Source organism: Coriobacteriia bacterium (genome assembly GCA_003149935.1).
GTDB lineage: Bacteria > Actinomycetota > Coriobacteriia > Coriobacteriales > QAMH01 > QAMH01.
The window spans coordinates 310,076-328,336 of sequence record QAMH01000006.1 but is presented as its reverse complement, the minus strand read 5'-3'; the positions used below and the strand labels follow the sequence as shown (position 1 = coordinate 328,336).

Sequence of the window (18,261 nt, the reverse complement as noted above, 5' to 3'; positions counted from 1 at the left end):
GATCTCCTCTCGTGATCAGTTTATCCGCAATAGTAAGCGCAGTTATTAGGCGTTTCGTCTACTTCGACCTTTGCCACGGGAAAGCCCATCCCGGCGAGCCGGTCGAAGAAGTAGCGTGCAAAATTCTCGCTCGTGGTACGCCAGGGGACCACGAAGAGCTTGAATGTCTCGGACTCGAGTGCGGCCATGGTTGCCGGAGCAAGCGAGCCTTCCTCGACGATGAACATGTGGTCGAACTCCTCAGTGAGCGAACGAAGGGCATGCTTGAAATCCGAGAAGTCGACGACCATGTCAAGTTCCTGGCCGCTTCCTTGCAGATGCTCGACTTCAATCCAAGCGATGACACGCCATCGATGACCATGGAGGTTCTCGCATTTTCCGTCATAGTTGGTGAGGAAGTGCGCGGCGTCAAAGGAGCTCTCTGTCTTGAGTCCGTACATGGATGCATCCGTTCTCGAGGCTATTTGACGATGATTTCCTGGTTCTTGAGCACGACACGCGAATGTGGCGGCACCGATTCGGTGACGAAGCTATTTCCGGCGATGACCGAACCTTCGCCGATGACCGTGTCGCCACCAAGCACGCTTGCACCCGAGTAGATCGTGACGTTGTCCTCGATCGTCGGATGGCGCTTGGTGCCCTTGAGCTTCTGGCCTGCGCGCAACGAGAGCGCACCGAGCGTGACACCCTGGTAGATCTTGACATGATTGCCGATGACGGTGGTCTCGCCGATGACGACGCCCGTGGCATGGTCGATGAAGAAGTACTCGCCGATTTGCGCGCCTGCGTTGATGTCGACACCAGCGAGCTCGTGGGCATGTTCGCTCATGATGCGCGGAATGAGGGGCACGTCGGCTAGATAGAGTTCATGGGCAATGCGATAGACGAAGGTTGCGTAGAAACCGGGATAGGAGAAGATGACCTCCTCTTTGGATTGCGCCGCTGGGTCGCCATCGAAAGCCGCCTGCACGTCCTTGAGCAAGAGGCGCTGTATCTCGGGAAGGCGATAGAAGAAATCGGAACATATCTTGCTGGTCTGTTCACGCACCTCTTCCTTGGAGAGACTCTCGTCTCGGAAGAGCAGTGCCTCGCGCACCTGCTTGCGCAGAGAATGCTCGATGCGCGTGAGCGTATCGCCGATGAAGTATTTGGGGCCCGTCTCGCAGGGGACTTCCCAGCCGAAGTAGCGAGGAAACATGATGCGCCGTATGTCATCGAGAATCTCGATGATCCGATGCTTGTTCGGGAAATGCCAGTCCTGCTTGGTGAAGAAGATTTCCTCTGCTTCGTAGTAGTTCTTCTCGAAGTCTTCGACGATATCGTCAAGTTTGCGGTTAAAAATGGCCCTGCTCCTTGCTTACGAAGAATGTCTGTTGCACACGATACCAATAAAACCACGCACATGTTTGCCACGTTTCGATTTTGTCAGCTTTTCAGGGGTTTCATGCCGCATGCAGAGGCAAAACGGATGCAAGCTGATGCTATAGTTGTTCGGTTCACTTCATTTGCGACGGGGAATGAGTATGCTCGAAGAGAGAGACATCATCAGACATTGCGAATCGCGCATGCTACGCCGCGCTCGCAATATCGCCCGCACCGATGACGCGATCTTCGATAGACGCTGCAGCTACGATACGGGTGAGAAGCCTATCACGCGTCTGCGTGCGCGGGTCAAGAGCACGGCGGATTGGCGTACCAACTACGAAGTCGAGCTTGCCTTCGACGAGGACCAGGGCAAGGTCATTGACTACGCCTGCACCTGCGCCGCCTCCGTATCCAACCCCGGCATGTGCAAGCATGTCGCAGCTGTCGCCCTCATCTTCCTCGAAGCCCCTGCGAGCTTTACCGGTCACATGTCCGTGCGCGTCACGCAGTCTTCGGCGGGTGTCAAGAAGGCCCTCAAAGAGGCGGTCAAGAACCTGCATGTCGAGGATGCCCTCACGGGGGAGCCCTCCCTGCAGGGTCTCGTCGACCTCGATCCTTGCCTCGTGTGCGTCAAGGAAGGCTGGGGCCTGCGCTTGAGCGTTGCCGGGCTCGAGGGCAAGTACGTCATCAAGGACATTCCGCTGTTTCTCTCATTGTGTCGTCAGGGCAAGTTCTACAGCTACGGCGAGCGCCTCGCTTTCGAGCACGAGCGTGCTGCATTTACGCCGGCTGCCTGGAAACTCGTTTCCTTCATCGAGCGATCCATCGACATCCGCGAGCAACTGAGTTCAGATGCTTTCAGTTCGTATCGTAGCATGCAAGCCGACCTGCGCGGGGCGCTGATGCTCTCGACGCCCGAGCTTGTCACTTTGCTGCATGTTCGCAACGGCGAAACGCTCTATGTTGATGACTGCACCAAACTCAACCATAAGCCCGTTCACACGCGCATCATCGAGGGGAATCCGCCTCTGCACATCGTTTGCGTACCTCAGGGAAACGGTGGCTACGTGTTGCAAAGCGATGTCGATGCTCGCATCATCAAATACGATGACGATATCTACGTATGGGCCGATGACTTCTTCTACCACTGCGATGCCGGTTTCGTGGATTGCCTGCCTTTCCTCGAGAACGTCTATTGCAACAAGAGCGAGCAGGCATATCTGAGCTCTGGGGATGCCGCGACTTTCTGCAAGGCCCTGCTTCCCGCTATCGAGCCCTTCGTAGAGCTTGACCTGCCCAACGAGCTTGCCATGCTGCGTCCGCGTAGCTGCGAGATCGAGATATACCTCGACCGTGACGGTGCTGCCTGCGTGTGCGAGGCCTATGCGGTCTATGACGAGGAACGCATGCCGATTGTCGAGCCCGCGGGATCGGCGCATGCGCTCTCGTATGGCCTGCGTGACGAGGAGCGCGAAGGGCGCGTGCGCAAGACGCTCAATCGCTACTTCCCGATTGTCGCGGAAAGCTCCGCAAGCGATGCAGAGCATGGCCTGCGCGTGTCCGATGATGCCGACATCGCGCGCATACTCTCGACCGGCACCGAGGAGTTTCGTGCACTGGGCACCTTGTTCACGACGCCAGGCTTCGATTCCTTCATCTCGTCACGTCGTCCCAAGGTCGTCTTCGGGCTCTCCATTCAGTCCAATCTCGTCAACCTGACGGCATCGGTCGATGATCTTCCCAAGTCCGAACTTGCCGCGTTGCTTCACTCGTACCGACGACGCAGGCGCTTCCATCGTCTCAAGGACGGCAACTTCGTCGATCTGTCCGAAAGCGACCTTTCGCGTGCCGAGGAGTACGCCGGCGAACTCGGAATGGATGCCGAGGCATTGCTGGTTAACGGAGCGCATCTGCCCCTATACCGCGCCTTTCAACTTGACGGTCTTGTCGAGGGGGCACGTCGCGATCATGCTTTCTATGACTACGTGCAATCCATCGAGCAAGCCGCACAAGTCAAGGCGCACATACCCACTGGTTTCAACGGCGAGTTGCGCCCTTATCAGATCGAGGGCCTGACGTGGCTCAACACCATTGCGGCCATGGGCCTTGGCGGCATTCTTGCCGACGAGATGGGTTTGGGCAAGACCATACAGCTCATTGCCCATACGCTTGTCGATCTCGACGGCATACGAGGTTACGGTCCGGCGCTCATCGTCTGTCCCGCATCGGTCGTCTACAATTGGGTTGCCGAGTTCGAGCGTTTTGCGCCGAGCGTGCGCGTCGTTCCCATCGCGGGAAGCAAGGAGGAGCGCGAGGCAACACTTGCGTCCTGCGCCGTCGATTACTCCGAGGGGTCGGAGCTTCCGGACGTCCTCGTGACTTCGTACGACTTGCTCAGACGCGATGTCGAGTGTTACGAGGCACTCAATCTGCACACGGTGACGCTTGACGAGGCCCAGTACATCAAGAACCATGCGACGATCTCGGCGCGTTCGGTCAAGAGCCTCGATTCCCTCCATCGTTTCGCGCTCACGGGCACGCCCATCGAGAACAGGCTCTCGGAGCTTTGGAGTATCTTCGACTTTCTCATGCCCGGCTTGCTGAGCACGTACGAGAACTTCCGGACTCGTTACGAGCAGCCCATCTTGGACGGTGACGAACGTGCGCTCGAACGCCTGCAGGCACTCGTCGGACATTTCATCCTGCGCAGGATGAAGCAAGACGTCCTCACCGATCTGCCCGATAAGGACGAGTCCATCGTCTATACCCAGCTTGGCGACGAGCAAATGCGTCTGTACCGCGCGCTCGAACAGCGTCTGCGCGAGAGCATCAATTCTCGTTCGCGTCAGGCGTTCAGCGCCGACAAGATTGCCGTACTCGCAGAGATCACGCGGTTGCGCGAGCTCTGTTGCGACCCCGCTCTCCTCTTCGAAAACTACGAAGGGGAGGCGGCCAAGCTTGATACCATCATTGAGCTCATCGAAAGTGCTCATGATTCGGGCGAGAAGACCCTCGTGTTCTCGCAGTTCGTGCAGTTCCTTGACATCATCGCCGAGAGCCTGGACAAGCATGGCATCTCGTACTTCGTCATCACGGGTTCGACTCCCAAGCGTCAACGCATTCAGCTTGTCAATGAATTCAACGAAGACGATACGCCCGTCTTTCTCGTCTCGCTCAAAGCTGGCGGTACGGGCCTTAACCTCACCGGCGCATCCGTCGTCATCCACTCGGATCCCTGGTGGAACCTTGCCGCTGAAAACCAGGCCACTGATCGCGCCCATCGCATCGGTCAGAAGCGCGCCGTATCCGTCTACAAGGTCATTGCAAAGGACACGATCGAGGAACGCGTCGTCGCCCTGCAGCATGCCAAGAGCAAACTCGCCGACAAGCTCGTGCGTGGCGACGGAACGCCACTGGCATCCCTCACGCGTGACGAGCTGCTCCAGCTACTCGATCGATAGGATACGCACGCGATGGGTGATGAAACGCGGACGAGTCGTCTGGAACGGCTGCTGGGTGCACAGGGAGTCGCAAAGCTCGCTTCTGCGCGCGTGATGGTCATCGGCATCGGAGGCGTGGGTTCCAACTGCGTCGAGGCGCTCGCACGTGGCGGCGTGGGATCGTTCGTCATCGTAGACGCCGATTGCGTGCAGGAAAGCAATATCAACCGCCAGGCCATCGCCTTCTCGAGTACGCTTGGCAGGCTCAAGGTCGATGTCATGCGTGACATGATTGCCGATATCAATCCACAGGCTCATGTCGAGACGCTCGAGCGACGCGTCTTGCCTGATGGCGTCGAGAACCTCTTCGAGGAATGTCCGGTCGACTACTGCATCGACGCGCAGGACACGGTCACGACCAAGCTCGCCATCGCCGCATATTGCGATGCGCATGACCTGCCGCTCTTGAGTTCGATGGGGGCTGCCAACACCTTCGATCCGACCAAGCTCGCCTTTGCCGACATATACGAGACCAGTTCGTGCCCCTTGAGCCGCGTCGTGCGCAAGCAGGCGCGCAAGGCCGGCATCAAGCGCATGCGCGTCCTCTATTCGACCGAACAGCCCGCGCAGACGCAGGCGCGCGAAGGTGCCGAACGCAGCGAGCGCAGTGATTTAGGCACTATGTCCTATTTGCCCGCCATCATGGGCCAGATGCTCGCGGCGCGTGCGATATGCGATGTGCTCGGAATCGAGTGGGCATGATCGAGCGCATCGAGGATGTGAATGACGATCGGCTGCGCTTCTACTCGAAGTTCACGGATGCCCAGCTCATGAGCTATCCCGAAGGTTCGCCCGGCATGTTCATCGCCGAGTCGCGCCTCGTCATCGAGCGCGCCATGAAGGCGGGAGCGCGCCCTGTCTCGCTCTTCGTCGAGGATCGATGGTTCGAGCCCTCTCGTGACCTGGTCGACGCCATCGAGGCGATCGATCCCGCCACGCCCATCTTGCGTGTCACGCACGCGCAAATGCAGGAAATCACCGGCTATCAGGTCACGCGCGGACCGCTTGCCGTCTTCATGCGCCCCGAGCTGTCTGGCCTCGACGAGCTCGTGCGTGATGCGCATCGCGTCGCGGTTCTCGAGGACATCACCAATTTCACGAACATCGGCGCGATATTTCGCAGCGCGGCAGCTCTCGGTATGGACGCGGTTCTCATCACGCCAGGATGCCATGACCCGCTTTACAAGCGTGCGTCTCGTGTCTCCATGGGCACGGTGTTCCAGGTGCCGTGGGGGAGGGTTGAAAGCGTCAAGGAGTTGCGGGCACGCGGCTTTACCGCAGCGGCACTCGCGCTCGAACCCAATGCGATTACGCTCGATGACCCTGTTCTCAAGCGTATCGACAAGCTCGCCTTGGTACTGGGAAGCGAGGGCTACGGGCTAGACCGCGCCACAATTGACGCTTGCGACATGAGCGTCATCATTCCGATGGAGCATGAGGTCGATTCACTTAACGTCGCCGCTGCGAGCGCTGTCGCCTTTTGGGAGCTGCGCTACGGGAAGGGAAGGTAGCCGTGGAGCTTCTTGCGCCAGCAGGCGGACTCGAGCAACTGCAGTATGCGGTGCGTTTCGGCGCTGATGCCGTGTACCTGGCATGCGACCGCTTCGGTATGCGCCAGCGCGCGAGCAATTTCACACTCGAGGAGATTCCTGCGGCAATCGGCTATGCTCACGCTCATGGCGTCAAGGTCTACGTGACGCTCAACATCGTCATGCACGACGATGATGTCGAAGCGCTTCCCACATATCTGACTGCCCTGCGCAACGCGGGTGTCGACGCCTTCATCATCGGGGATCTTGGAGCAGCCCGTCTTGCCCGTGAAATCGCTCCGCAAGTTGCCTTGCACGTGAGTACGCAAGCGAGCGTCTCGAACGCTCTGGCAGCGCAAACCTGGTACGAGTTAGGTGCTAGGCGAATTGTCTGCGCCCGTGAGATGTCGCTCGCTGATATCGCGTCGATGCGCAAGCAGATTCCCGATGACTTGCAGCTCGAGGCCTTCGTGCACGGGGCAATGTGCATGGCCTATTCGGGCCGCTGCCTCATCAGCGATTACCTGACGGGTCGCAGTGCGCTTTCAGGGCATTGCACGCAATCGTGCCGCTGGCACTACACGCTCGAGGAGGAAAAGCGTCCCGGCGAGCATTATCCCATCGAGGAAGATGAGCACGGCACGTACATCATGAACGCTGAGGACCTCAACATGCTCGAGCATCTGGAGGAGCTTGAGGAAGCCGGAATCGATTCGATCAAGATCGAAGGACGCAACAAGAAGGCGTTCTACGTCGCGACCGTCGTCAACGCGTACAGAAACGTGCTGGACGGCAAGCCCGTGGAGGACTTTGCACGCGAGCTCGAACTTGTCTCGCATCGACCGTACTCGACGGGCTTTTATTTTGGGCCGGCGCATCAGGCGCAAGCGACTGACGAGCGCACGCAGCTCGTGGAATGGGCTGCAGAGGTGCTCACCTGCGACGAGCGGGAGCCGGGTACATGGTCAGTTGAGGCACGCTGCCGTAATGGTTTTGACGAGACGACGCCGCTCGAGGCACTCAGTCCCCACCAGCCCGTTCGCACAATCGCGATTTCAGACTTGCAACACCTCGAGGACGAGCCGTCCATCCCCGTCACACGTGCGAACCGCGCCATGGAGCGCTACCGCTTCGACTGCGACATCGAGCTCGCGCCCCATACCATCATCCGCATGCCAAAGTAATCGTGGCGCTGACGTCCGGTTGCTGGCTTGCTCTCGTACCCGACTCGCATACGGCACGAGGCCGCTGCGGAACTCGCGTGCAAAGGTCGCACGCTCAAACAGTCCTCGCAAGGTCGCCTCGTGCCGTATGCGAGTCTACTCGAGATGCCAGCAACCGGACGTCAGCGCAAATATTCATGCTCAGTGTGTCACGGGGTCTGACCCCATGACACGTTTGGTGTTGGACGGGGCGCGCGATCGGAGCGAATGGGTTTCTGAGCTCCGACGCGCACCCCGTCCAACGTCTCTAGGAGTCAAGAGTCGTGATGATGGCGTTATCCACGAGGTAGCGGCTGGCGGCATAGCGCGCAGCGACCTCGCGCAGCGCGAAGCCGCGGCCACTCGACTCCATCTCCTGGCGCACGAGAGCCGGATTCATGGGGTTGAGCTCCGTGCAGGCGCCCATGATGTCGTCTTCGCTCACGACAAGTCCCTCATGCTCGAAGAGCGCATCGAGGGCGTAGTCGCAGCGCAGGGTCTGGCGTGCCTGCATCATGATGCCGACCTTGTAGTTTTGCTCGCCGCCTTGCTCCTCGATAAAGTCCGCCATCGTAATGCCCTGCTGCGAGAGCTGATTGCGCAACGTCGCCTCGATCGAGGTTGCCGTCGAGTCAAATGCGGCGTCGGGAATCTCGCCCTCCAGGCGCTTGGCGAGCTCGGTTTGCGCAATCGTGATGATTTGCATGTCGTAATCGTGGAGTGCCTGGGTCTCGTAGGAGAGGCGGATTTCCTCGCGCAACTTGTCGATGGAGTCGTAGGTGGGCATGACGCGCTTGACCCATTCGTCGGTGAGTTCGGGGAGTACCTCTTGCTTCATCTCCTTGATGGTAACCGTGCATTCATAGGTGCGCATGGTGCGCAGGCCATCAGAATCGTAGCCCTCGCCCTCGAAGGAGAAGCTCTTGGTCTCGCCTACGTCCATGCCAAGGAGCTGCTCGTCGAAACTCTCGGGCATGAATCCACGCCCCATCGAGTAGACACGGCTATCGGTGCTGATACCGCTGAGGCGCTCTCCGTCGAGGTAGACATCGATGGCAATGAGAAAGCTGTCATCAGGACCGACGGGATGAGGGTCTGCGGTCACGAAGTCGGAATACATGTTCATGTTTGCGCGTATCTCGGCATCCACATCGACCTCGATGGGCTTGAAGGGCGGCACCGTAATCTCGACGGGGTCGTATGAGCTCAGCGTGAAGTGCGGCTTGGGTTCGACATCGATTTGGAAGCTGAACGCATGGTCACGCATGAAGCCAGGGGAAGGCTGAATCTTGGGTTGAGCGAGTGGCGTAATGCCACGCTGATCGAGCGCATAAGGCACGAGCATGTTGATGGCCTGGGATTGCAAGACGGAGTCAGCGTCGTTGATCTTGAGGTGTTCGGCAAGGGCTTCGGTGACGGACTTGGTCGGATCGGGTCTAAGGCCGAATCTGCTCGCGATTGCCCCCTGCGCACGATCAAGCGCGGCATTGACCTCTTGGGGAGTTGCCGTGATGCTCAGTCGAATCATGCCGTTTTCGAGCTGCTTTTCCTTGACCTTCATGCTGCGTCCTTCCTAGTCCGAAAGCCCCATCTGGAGCAGATATATCTCTTCGCGCATCTCGCGGGCGATCGCCTGGGTTATCTTACCCGACTCGTACATCTCCTGGATTTCGTCGAGCTCGAGACGCAGGCCTTCCGCCTGTACATCGGCAAAGCCCGGCAGGTCGCTCTCGTCAGTTTCGCTTGCCTCGAGGCGCAGACTTCCCGTATCGGTGCGGATGATGCTGTGCTGACCGGCACCTTCCGGTACGTCCGTGATGATTCCTTGGGCACTATCGAGTGCGCGAAGCTGAGAGCGCAGTGCGGAAAGCAGGGATTTGTGCTCGCTGAGTAGCGCGAGTGCCGCCTGGACGCGGCCCTCGTCGGGCTCATGACTCACCACCTCAAGGTAATCGACGGCGACACGTTCGACGTCGATCTTGAATTCGAGCCGCTTGCGTGTCTCGTTCGTGCTCGCGACCTGGTTCTGGATCTTTCCCATCGTAGACGTCGATCCTGCGAGGGGCTGGGCTTGACGGCGAGCTGTGAGCAAGGTCTTCTTGCGCGTAAGCAACTTGAGCATGCGGTCGATGCGTTTGAGGTACCTGGTGCCAAGGCGCTTATCGACATCGTCATGTGCAATGGCGTCTTTGATGAAGTCGCGCTGGTGCAGGAGAACTTCCTGACGCAGGTACCGTAACTGGCGTGACGAGACCGAACGACGCCGCGCGGCGGTGAGTCTGCGATAGTACATGCGCATAACCCTGCCCGTTGCCTGCTTGTTCTCTGGAGTTTGCTGACGCTTGAGACCCGAAATGACGTTCTCGATCATCTCGATCTCATATTCGGGGTCGATCTCGTCGGACTCTTCCTCGTCTGATTTGTGAGCGATGAGGGGAACGACGAAGTTCGCGAGCAAGAGCGTGACGACGATGACGCCGCAGACAAGGAAGAGCAGAAGGTCGCGTTGGGGGAAGACGGCACCCGAGGCAACCGTGAACGGAATGGTCGAGGCAATGGAAAGCGAGACCGCTCCCTTAGGTCCGCACAAGGTGGTGACCAGGGCCTTTCGGACGGCGGAGCGCCCGAGTTTCATGCGCTTTCCAGCTTCGGGATGATTCGAGAGCAGGTCGCAACAGAGAATCCAGATGAAGCGGACACCGACAATGACGGCGGTAAGTATGAACACGAGACCGACAATCCACACGAGGTCAGCAGAGTTCTCCTTGAGTGCCGGGGCAAGCGTCGAGGAGAGCACGATGCCGAGATTGGTGAAGATGACGCCATTGAGGACGAAGGAGAAAAGGCTCCAGACGTTTTGGGATGCGATGGAGAGCCGCGTCGAGAAGGTCGAGAAGGAGCGCGAACGCGGCGTGAGGAGCTGCGAGGCGTAGGAGAGGAAAAGGCCTGCTGCGACGACCGCGAGGATGCCGCTGACATGTGCCTGCGTCGCGACAAGATAGATGAAGAAGGGAAGGAAGAGCTCGAAGCATACGTGGACCGTGGCGCTCTCCACGCCCGCACGTCTCAGACGGCGCATGATGAAGAAGGAGACCACTGCGATTGCGAGACCGAGCGCGATACCCCCGAAGAATTCGACGACGAAGGCCCAACCGGCATCGGCAATCGAGAAGTAACCGGTCACCGCCGCGGCAATCGCAAACTGGAACGAGACGATACCAGAAGCATCGTTGAGCAGCGCCTCGCCCAGCAGAGAGGCCTTCTGGCGCGTCCCGAGCTTGATAGTCTTGCCGAGCGATGCGACGGCGACGGCATCGGTGGGACCGAGGGCCGCACCGAGGGCGAACGCAGCCGCAAGCGAAATGGACGGAACGAGCCAGTGCAGCACGAAGCCAACGACGAGGACCGAGACGACGACCAACCCGATGGCAAGCGAAAGAACCGTGTTGCGATTTTCCCAGAGTATGCGGTTGCTGATATTGCGCGACTCATCGAAGAGGAGCGGTGCGATGAACATGACGAGGAAGAGCTCGGAGTTTATGGTGACGTCAATGGGAAGCTCGACGAAGAAGTAGATGGCAACACCAACGGCCATCTGAACGAGGGGAAGCGACACGCCACGCAAAAACTGGTCAAGAACTGAGGAAACGAGAACGGCACCGATGTAGAGCAGGGCTATGACCAGATATTCCATGGGGTCTTTCGAGTCCTTTCACGATGACGCCTATTTGCACCTTAAGATATTGGTAAGGTACCGCATATCGCGCCGTCATGTGCGCACAGATATGAAAAAGCGGGTATATTCCCGTCAACGCATCCTTGTACTACAATTACGCATTCACGTATAAGAACACGATCGAGGATTTAACAGATGTTCATAGAGGCAATCAAGGCGTTTGTCATCGGCCTTGTCGAAGGACTGACCGAGTGGCTCCCGATTTCATCGACGGGCCACATGATTCTCGTCGACGAGTTCATCAAGCTTGATGTCTCGTCCACGTTCCTCGAGCTGTTCCTGGTCGTCATCCAAATCGGCGCCATCATGGCCGTCATCATTCTGTACTTCACCAAGCTCAACCCCTTCTCGCGCAAGAAGACCCCCGTCCAACGCAAGGAGACCTGGCGTTTGTGGGGAATGGTCGTCATCGGTTGCATACCAGCGGCAATCGTCGGCCTGCTCTTCGATGACTGGGTGACCGAGCATCTTCATAACGCCTGGGTCGTCGCAGCGATGCTCATCCTCTACGGCATCGTCTTCATTGTCCTGGAGCGTCGTAACCGTCGTCGCTATGTGCAGTTTGTTCACGACAGCGGGCAACTCGACGACAAGCCGAGCCCCGACGAGATGTTCCCGATCAAGACCGTTGACGAGATCGGCCCGGCAGCCGCCATCAAGATCGGCCTCTTCCAGTGCCTTGCCATCGTACCCGGTACGAGCCGCAGCGGTGCGACCATCATCGGCGGCATGCTCACGGGATGCTCGCGTACGGCCTCTGCTGAGTTCACCTTCTTTCTTGCCATTCCCATCATGTTTGGCTGGGGCATCGTCAAGGCCTTCAAGGCGTTCTTCACGGCCGGTCTTGTCATGACCGCGACCGAGGTCGTGGTGCTTGTGGTCGGCATCGTCACCGCCTTCGTCGTCTCCGTGCTCTCGATCAAGTTCCTCATGGGCTACATCAAGAACAACGACTTCACGGCGTTTGGCGTGTATCGCATTATCATCGGCATCATCGTCTTGGGTTACTTCGGCATCAAGCTGATGATCGGCTAAAGGGTAGGACAGGGTTACGATGGAAGCTACCATACTCCTTGCTCTTCAGTCGCTGCGCTTTCCCGTTCTCACGCAGCTTGCCGCGCTCATATCGGCACTCGGTAACTACGGATTCGTTTGGATCGTGCTCGGCATCGTCTTCATCGTCTTTCTCGGAAGAAACGACGTCGGTGTCACCCTGCTCTTCACCGTCGTCTTCACGGGTATCATCGTCGGTTTCATCCTGCAGCCCATCTTCGCGCACGTGCGTCCCTATGACGCCGGCATCGGCGTGAGCGCCGTCATGGGCGTGAGTCGTACGGGCTACTCGTTCCCAAGCTTTCACGCGGCGACGTCCTTTGCGGCGGCGACGGTCATCGCGATGCTTGCCGGGCGTCGCTGGGGGACCTGGGCCTTCGTCGGGGCCGTTTTCATCGCATTGTCTCGCATATACCTAGGTGTCGAGTGGCCTCTCGACATCCTCGTCGGCGCTCTTGTCGGTGTTCTCGCTGGCGTTGTCTCGGCTTGGGTTTACAATCAGTTCCTGCACGACCTCATTCGAGATTACCCCGGTATGAATCGCGCCAAGGGGCGACGCAAGTCCGTCAGCGAAAGCCCTGCGGCTCGCCGCAAGAAATAGCATCTCAATGATGATCGTCCGGATCGGAAAGGAAGAAGCATGACAGAAGACCAGAACGCAGAAATCGAGATCGGGAAGCATCGCGCCGTCATCGACTCGCTTGACGAGCAGATTGTCGCGCTTCTCAACAAGCGTGCGACCGAGTCGCTTGCCATCCGCATGCTCAAACCGCAGGCGCAGATGGGCCTCTATGACCCAAAGCGCGAAGAGGAGATCTTCACTCGCCTTGAAGCGCTTAATGACGGTCCCATGTACAGCAATGACATTCGCGAGATCTATGCGACCATTCTCAGGGTGATGAAGGAGATTCGCGCATGAGCAAGACCTATGTTCCCAATCGCACATCTGATGAGGTCATCATTTTCGCCGGTCCCTGTTCCGTAGAGAGTGCGGAGCAATTCGATACGGTTGCTCGCGGCCTGAGCGAGCTGGGTCTTTCCTGGATTCGCGGCGGCGCTTTCAAGCCACGCACGAGCCCGTATTCCTTCCAGGGCCTCGGCATCGAAGGTGTCAAGATCATGGAAGAGGCTGGCAAGACCTACGGCCTCAAGACCATCACCGAAGTCGTCGACACCACGCACGTCGTCGAAGTGCTCGAGCACGTCGATGGCATCCAGATCGGCACGCGCAACATGGCCAATTTCGAGCTTCTCAAGGTCATCGGCAAGGCAACCGAAGAATCGCATCAGCCCGTGCTCTTCAAGCGCGGTATGGCCGCCACCATCGACGAGTGGCTCTCCGCCGTCGAGTACATCACGCAATACGGCAATCCCAACGTCATGCTCTGCGAGCGTGGCATCCGCACCTTCGAGAACGCGACGCGCTTCACGCTCGATATCGCGGCCGTTCCCGTCGTGCACCAGCGTTCGATGTATCCCATTTGCGTCGACGTGAGCCACCCCGCCGGCCAGACGGCTCTCGTCGGCGATCTTGCCAAGGCCGCTATCGCAGCCGGCGCCGACGCGCTCATGATCGAAGTGCATCCCGATCCAAAGGTCGCGAAGTCCGATGCATCCCAGCAGCTCACGCTTCCGCAGTTTGCCGAGCTCCTGGACGAACTCAAGCAGATTGCAGCTGCCGTTGGCAAGAAGGTCGTCTAGTGCTCGACCTATCTTCACTCAACGACGCACAGAAGGAGGCGGTCCTTACATGTGAGGGGCCGCTTCTCGTTTTGGCGGGTGCGGGAAGCGGCAAGACGCGCGTGCTCACCTACCGCATCGCGCATCTGGTCGAGGATTGCGGCGTTGCGCCCTGGAACATCCTTGCCGTCACCTTCACCAACAAGGCGGCTCGCGAAATGCGCGACAGGCTTTCGACACTCGTACCCGGTCGTCTGCGCGGTATGTGGATATACACTTTCCACAGCATGTGCGTGCGCATACTGCGCGCCAACGCTACGGTCCTAGGCTACGGCGATGACTTTACCATCTACGATACCGATGATTCCAAACGGCTTATCAAAGACATTATGGCCGACTATGGCTATACGGGACGGAGCTTTTCCGAAAACGCGATGCGGGGACGCATATCCGCCTGCAAAAACGAGCTCGTGAGTCCGGCGGATTACAAACCACGTGTCAACGACCAGCTCGATAAGGCGTTTGCCGAGATATACAAGGCATACCAGCAACGTCTCAAACGTGCCAATGCGATGGATTTCGACGACTTGCTCGTTAACGTATACACGCTGTTATCCGAGCATCCCGACATATGCCAGGAGTACGGCCAGCGTTTCCATTACATACTTGTCGACGAGTATCAGGACACGAACAAGGCCCAGTACGAGATAACGAAGCTGCTCGCTTCAGGACATGGCAACCTCATGGTCGTGGGCGACGATGACCAGTCGATCTACTCGTGGCGTGGTGCCGATATCCGCAATATCCTCGATTTTGAGCGTGATTGGCCCGATACCAAGACCATCAAGCTCGAGGAGAACTATCGCTCCACTTCCACGATCCTACAATGCGCCAATGCGGTCATCACGCATAACCAATCGCGCAAGAGCAAGGAACTCTTCACACGTGGCGAGCAGGGAGAGAAGGTCGCTGTCTTTCTCGCAGCAGATGAGCGCGACGAGGGCCGCTGGATTGCCGCCATGGCAGATGACCTCCACGCGAAGGGGAGTCGTTATAACGATATCGCGGTCTTCTATCGCACGAATGCGCAGTCGCGCATACTCGAGGATATGTTCCTGCGCGCGGGCGTGCCCTATCGTATCGTCGGTGGCACGCGATTCTTCGATCGTGCGGAAATCAGGGACGTCACGGCGTATCTCAAGCTCATACTCAATCCAGCCGATGATGTGAGTTGCATGCGCATCATCAACACGCCGCGTCGTGGCATTGGCAAAACGACGATCGAACGCATTTCTCTCACCGCACTGCAACGCGACATCCCCTTTCTCGAAGCCGCGCGTGAGGAAACGCTCGACCCGGCCTGTCGAGCTGCCACACGCCGTGCGCTTGAGAGCTTCATCTCCCTCATTGACGAGGCAAGCTCCTACGAGGGGGACCTCTACGCCGTCGTTGACATGATTGTCGAGAAGACCGGACTCATAGAGGCGCTCGAGGCACAGAACACCGACGAGGCACGTGGTCGTATCGAGAACATACGCGAGTTTCTCGGTGTCGTGCGCGAATATGCCGATGATCATGAGCTTGTCTTCGACCCGGATATCCTCGTCAAGCTCGACGAGGGCAACGACGAGCTCGCATTCCATGCGCCCACGCTTGGTGACTTCATGGAATGGCTGAGCCTGCGAACCGACCTCGATTCCCTGGGAAGCGAGGAAAACGATGCCGTCACCTTCATGACGGTGCACTCCGCCAAGGGCCTCGAGTTCGACAACGTCTTCGTCGCCGGCATGGAGGAATCCATCTTTCCGCATACGGCTTCCATGCTCGAAAACGGCGTGGAGGAGGAGCGTCGCCTGGCTTACGTTGCCATCACGCGCGCTCGCAAGCGGCTCTTCCTCACGTGTGCGGCACGTAGGCGCATCTTCAACGACCTACAGGCCAATGCACGGAGCCGCTTCATATCCGAGATGCCCGCCGAGCTCCTCGCCTCCGAAGGCGTCGGATCGCTTGGCTATTCGGGCACGGGCTGGGAGAAACGCGGTGACCGGCGCGGTATATCCGGAAGCGGACAAGGCGAGGAGATGTACGGTGGTCGCGTCTATGGCAGCGGCGGCTATGCCGCCGCACACGATGCAGGCGCTGACGATGCGGGCAAGATGTCATCTGCCGCTTCATCGGCCGAGTTTGCCGAGGGAGATCATGTCGAGCATAAGACCTTCGGCCCAGGCGTCGTCGTTGGCATAGAGGGAGACAAGATCTCGGTCTACTTCAAGAAGAGCGGCAAGACAAAGACGCTTCTCAAGGGATATGCGCCCATCGTGAAGCTCGGATAAAGGTATAATCGCGATATTTCGATTTCGAGGAGAGACTCTCATGGCACAGATTTACGTAGTTGGACATAAGAATCCCGATAACGATTCAATCATGGCGGCGTACGCCTACGCCAACCTCAAGAACATTACCGATGCCGATAACGAGTACATCCCCGTACGTCTGGGCGAGTTGCCAGCCGAGAGCGCGATGATTTTCGAGGAGTACGGCATCGAGGCACCTGCCCTCATAGAGCGGGTGGGCGAGGGCGACGTGCTCGTGCTCGTCGATCATAACGAGATGGGCCAGGCCGTCGATGGCATCGAAGACGCCGAGGTCGCCGAGATCATCGACCACCATCGCATCGCCGATGTCTCCACCTCGGCACCCATCACCTTCATCAACCTGCCCTGGGGTTCAACCACCTCGATTATCACGAAGCTCTACGAGTACTTCGGCATCGCGCCTGACAAGCAGATTGCCGCATGCCTGCTCTCGGCCATCCTCACGGACACGGTCATCCTCAAGTCGCCCACGGCAACCGAGGTCGACGCCAAACACGTCGAGAGGCTCGCGCAGATTCTCGGCGTCGATCCCGTCGAGTTCGGCATGAAGATCTTTAAGTCCCGTGGTGGCGATGACGATGTCTCGATCGAGGATATTTGCAGCCGTGACTCCAAGGAGTTCAACTTCGGTGGTAAGAAATGCTGGATCGCCCAGTACGAGACCGTGGACCTCGAGGGACTGCGTGGGCGCACGGACGATATCGCCGCGCAGGTTGCCAAAATTCAGGAAGAAGGCGGCTATGATGCGGCCCTCATGCTCCTGACCGACATCATCGTCGAGGGTAGCGACTTCGTTGCCGCCGGTGACACTGACTTCATCGCCGATGCCTTCGAGATTTCCTTCGCCGATGGCCCCGTCTGGATGCCCGGCGTGCTTTCCCGCAAGAAGCAGGTTGCCGCCAAACTCATCGATTACGCCGGATAGCACGAAGAACGCGGCGCACGCTCGTGGAGGCCATCGAGAGCACATATCTATACCATCACGGCGGCTACGTCCTCGTTGCCGCCGTTGCCATTCTCACCATTTTGGGGACGATGCTGGTCGCACACCTTCTCGTCAAGGTGATGTACCGGACGCTCAAGAAGACGACGGGGGGTGTGGTCGGTGGCTCGATCGTTGCCAACATCATACGCGTCGTCATCTGGTTCGTGAGCATCTCGTGCATTCTCAAATGGTGCTTCAACTACAACACCTCGGTGCTATGGGGAGCCCTGGGCGTTGGCGGTATCGCGCTCTCCCTCGGTCTGCAGAACACGATATCCAACCTCATCGGTGGCTTGCAGGTTTCCTTGTCACGTGACTTCAAAATGGGGGATTGGATCTCGATTAGGGACATTACGGGCAAAATCGACGACATCACCTGGCGTGTCGTGAAGATGGAAGATGCTGATGGCAACAGCTATATCATCCCCAACGCGGTCTTCAACTCAAATGCGGTGACCGTCCTTCCGCCCTTCCAGACGACGGATCTGACATTCGAGATCTCGAGCATGGCGGATTTGGAGGCGATAGGGGAGAAGTTGCCCCAGCTTGCATACGATGCGCTCAAGAAGGCCGGTTATCTCTATGAGGACATGAAGCCTGAGCTTTCCCTCGACAGCGCATCGCTCAACGCCATCAACGCGACGCTCGAGGTCTATACCGAATACACGTATGAGACGATCGACATCAGGGAATGTGTCATGTCTGCTGTCCTTGCGTATCTCAAGTCAAACAACGCACTTGCAACCTATACCGAATAACCCAAGCTACCTTGTACTTCTCGCGTATAACGCCCTCGTGTTCAGCTAGAATAGTTGCTTCGTATGCAATTAGCCTGA

Annotated in this window: 15 protein-coding genes; 11 read left to right on the top strand and 4 right to left on the bottom strand. The window is 58.3% G+C overall.

The window, feature by feature from the left end:
• Positions 1-20 precede the first annotated feature (20 nt).
• The gene (locus tag DBY20_04170) at positions 21-440 is read right to left on the bottom strand and encodes a 6-carboxytetrahydropterin synthase QueD (GenBank protein PWL79081.1); all 420 of its coding nucleotides are present in this window, start codon (positions 438-440) and stop codon (positions 21-23) included.
• Between the two features lie 20 nt (positions 441-460).
• Positions 461-1,342, bottom strand: a complete 882-nt coding sequence (locus tag DBY20_04165; protein ID PWL79080.1) for a serine acetyltransferase — start codon at positions 1,340-1,342, stop codon at positions 461-463.
• A gap of 175 nt (positions 1,343-1,517) precedes the next feature.
• Between DBY20_04165 and DBY20_04160 the strand changes: the two genes are divergently transcribed.
• From DBY20_04160 to DBY20_04145, 4 genes are read left to right on the top strand one after another with little or no spacing between them, the layout of a single operon-like run.
• On the top strand, positions 1,518-4,826 hold the full coding sequence (locus DBY20_04160) for a serine/threonine protein kinase (protein PWL79079.1): 3,309 nt from the start codon (positions 1,518-1,520) through the stop codon (positions 4,824-4,826).
• A gap of 12 nt (positions 4,827-4,838) precedes the next feature.
• Positions 4,839-5,567, top strand: a complete 729-nt coding sequence (locus DBY20_04155) for a tRNA threonylcarbamoyladenosine dehydratase (GenBank protein ID PWL79078.1) — start codon at positions 4,839-4,841, stop codon at positions 5,565-5,567.
• On the top strand, positions 5,564-6,376 hold the full coding sequence (locus tag DBY20_04150) for an rRNA methyltransferase (protein ID PWL79077.1): 813 nt from the start codon (positions 5,564-5,566) through the stop codon (positions 6,374-6,376). Before DBY20_04155 ends, DBY20_04150 begins: the two co-directional genes overlap by 4 nt.
• Positions 6,346-7,578 carry a peptidase U32 gene (locus DBY20_04145; GenBank protein ID PWL79076.1) on the top strand — a complete coding sequence of 411 codons (1,233 nt, stop codon included), beginning with the start codon at positions 6,346-6,348 and terminating at the stop codon, positions 7,576-7,578. Before DBY20_04150 ends, DBY20_04145 begins: the two co-directional genes overlap by 31 nt.
• 286 nt (positions 7,579-7,864) lie before the next feature.
• Here the strand turns inward: DBY20_04145 and DBY20_04140 are convergent, their stop codons facing one another.
• On the bottom strand, positions 7,865-9,157 hold the full coding sequence (locus DBY20_04140; protein PWL79075.1) for a trigger factor: 1,293 nt from the start codon (positions 9,155-9,157) through the stop codon (positions 7,865-7,867).
• 12 nt (positions 9,158-9,169) lie between these two features.
• Entirely contained in the window at positions 9,170-11,290 is a 2,121-nt protein-coding gene (locus DBY20_04135; protein PWL79074.1) for a sodium:proton antiporter, read from the bottom strand.
• A gap of 177 nt (positions 11,291-11,467) precedes the next feature.
• Here DBY20_04135 and DBY20_04130 point away from each other — a divergent pair, with 177 nt between their 5' ends.
• The 7 genes from DBY20_04130 to DBY20_04100 are packed head-to-tail and all read left to right on the top strand — an operon-like array spanning position 11,468 to position 18,183.
• Complete coding sequence (locus DBY20_04130; GenBank protein ID PWL79073.1) at positions 11,468-12,367, top strand: undecaprenyl-diphosphate phosphatase; 900 nt, start codon at positions 11,468-11,470, stop codon at positions 12,365-12,367.
• A gap of 19 nt (positions 12,368-12,386) precedes the next feature.
• Positions 12,387-12,986, top strand: a complete 600-nt coding sequence (locus DBY20_04125; protein PWL79072.1) for a phosphatase PAP2 family protein — start codon at positions 12,387-12,389, stop codon at positions 12,984-12,986.
• Between the two features lie 39 nt (positions 12,987-13,025).
• Positions 13,026-13,304 (top strand): chorismate mutase, encoded by a 279-nt coding sequence (locus tag DBY20_04120; GenBank protein PWL79071.1) that lies wholly within the window; start codon positions 13,026-13,028, stop codon positions 13,302-13,304.
• Positions 13,301-14,086 (top strand): 3-deoxy-7-phosphoheptulonate synthase, encoded by a 786-nt coding sequence (gene aroF, locus DBY20_04115; protein PWL79070.1) that lies wholly within the window; start codon positions 13,301-13,303, stop codon positions 14,084-14,086. The genes DBY20_04120 and aroF overlap by 4 nt, the downstream gene beginning before the upstream one ends.
• Positions 14,086-16,398, top strand: a complete 2,313-nt coding sequence (locus DBY20_04110; GenBank protein PWL79069.1) for a DNA helicase UvrD — start codon at positions 14,086-14,088, stop codon at positions 16,396-16,398. The genes aroF and DBY20_04110 overlap by 1 nt, the downstream gene beginning before the upstream one ends.
• A gap of 40 nt (positions 16,399-16,438) precedes the next feature.
• Positions 16,439-17,365: a manganese-dependent inorganic pyrophosphatase gene (locus DBY20_04105; protein ID PWL79068.1), complete on the top strand. Its 927-nt coding sequence runs from the start codon at positions 16,439-16,441 to the stop codon at positions 17,363-17,365.
• Between the two features lie 23 nt (positions 17,366-17,388).
• The gene (locus DBY20_04100) at positions 17,389-18,183 is read left to right on the top strand and encodes a hypothetical protein (protein ID PWL79067.1); all 795 of its coding nucleotides are present in this window, start codon (positions 17,389-17,391) and stop codon (positions 18,181-18,183) included.
• Positions 18,184-18,261: the final 78 nt, after the last annotated feature.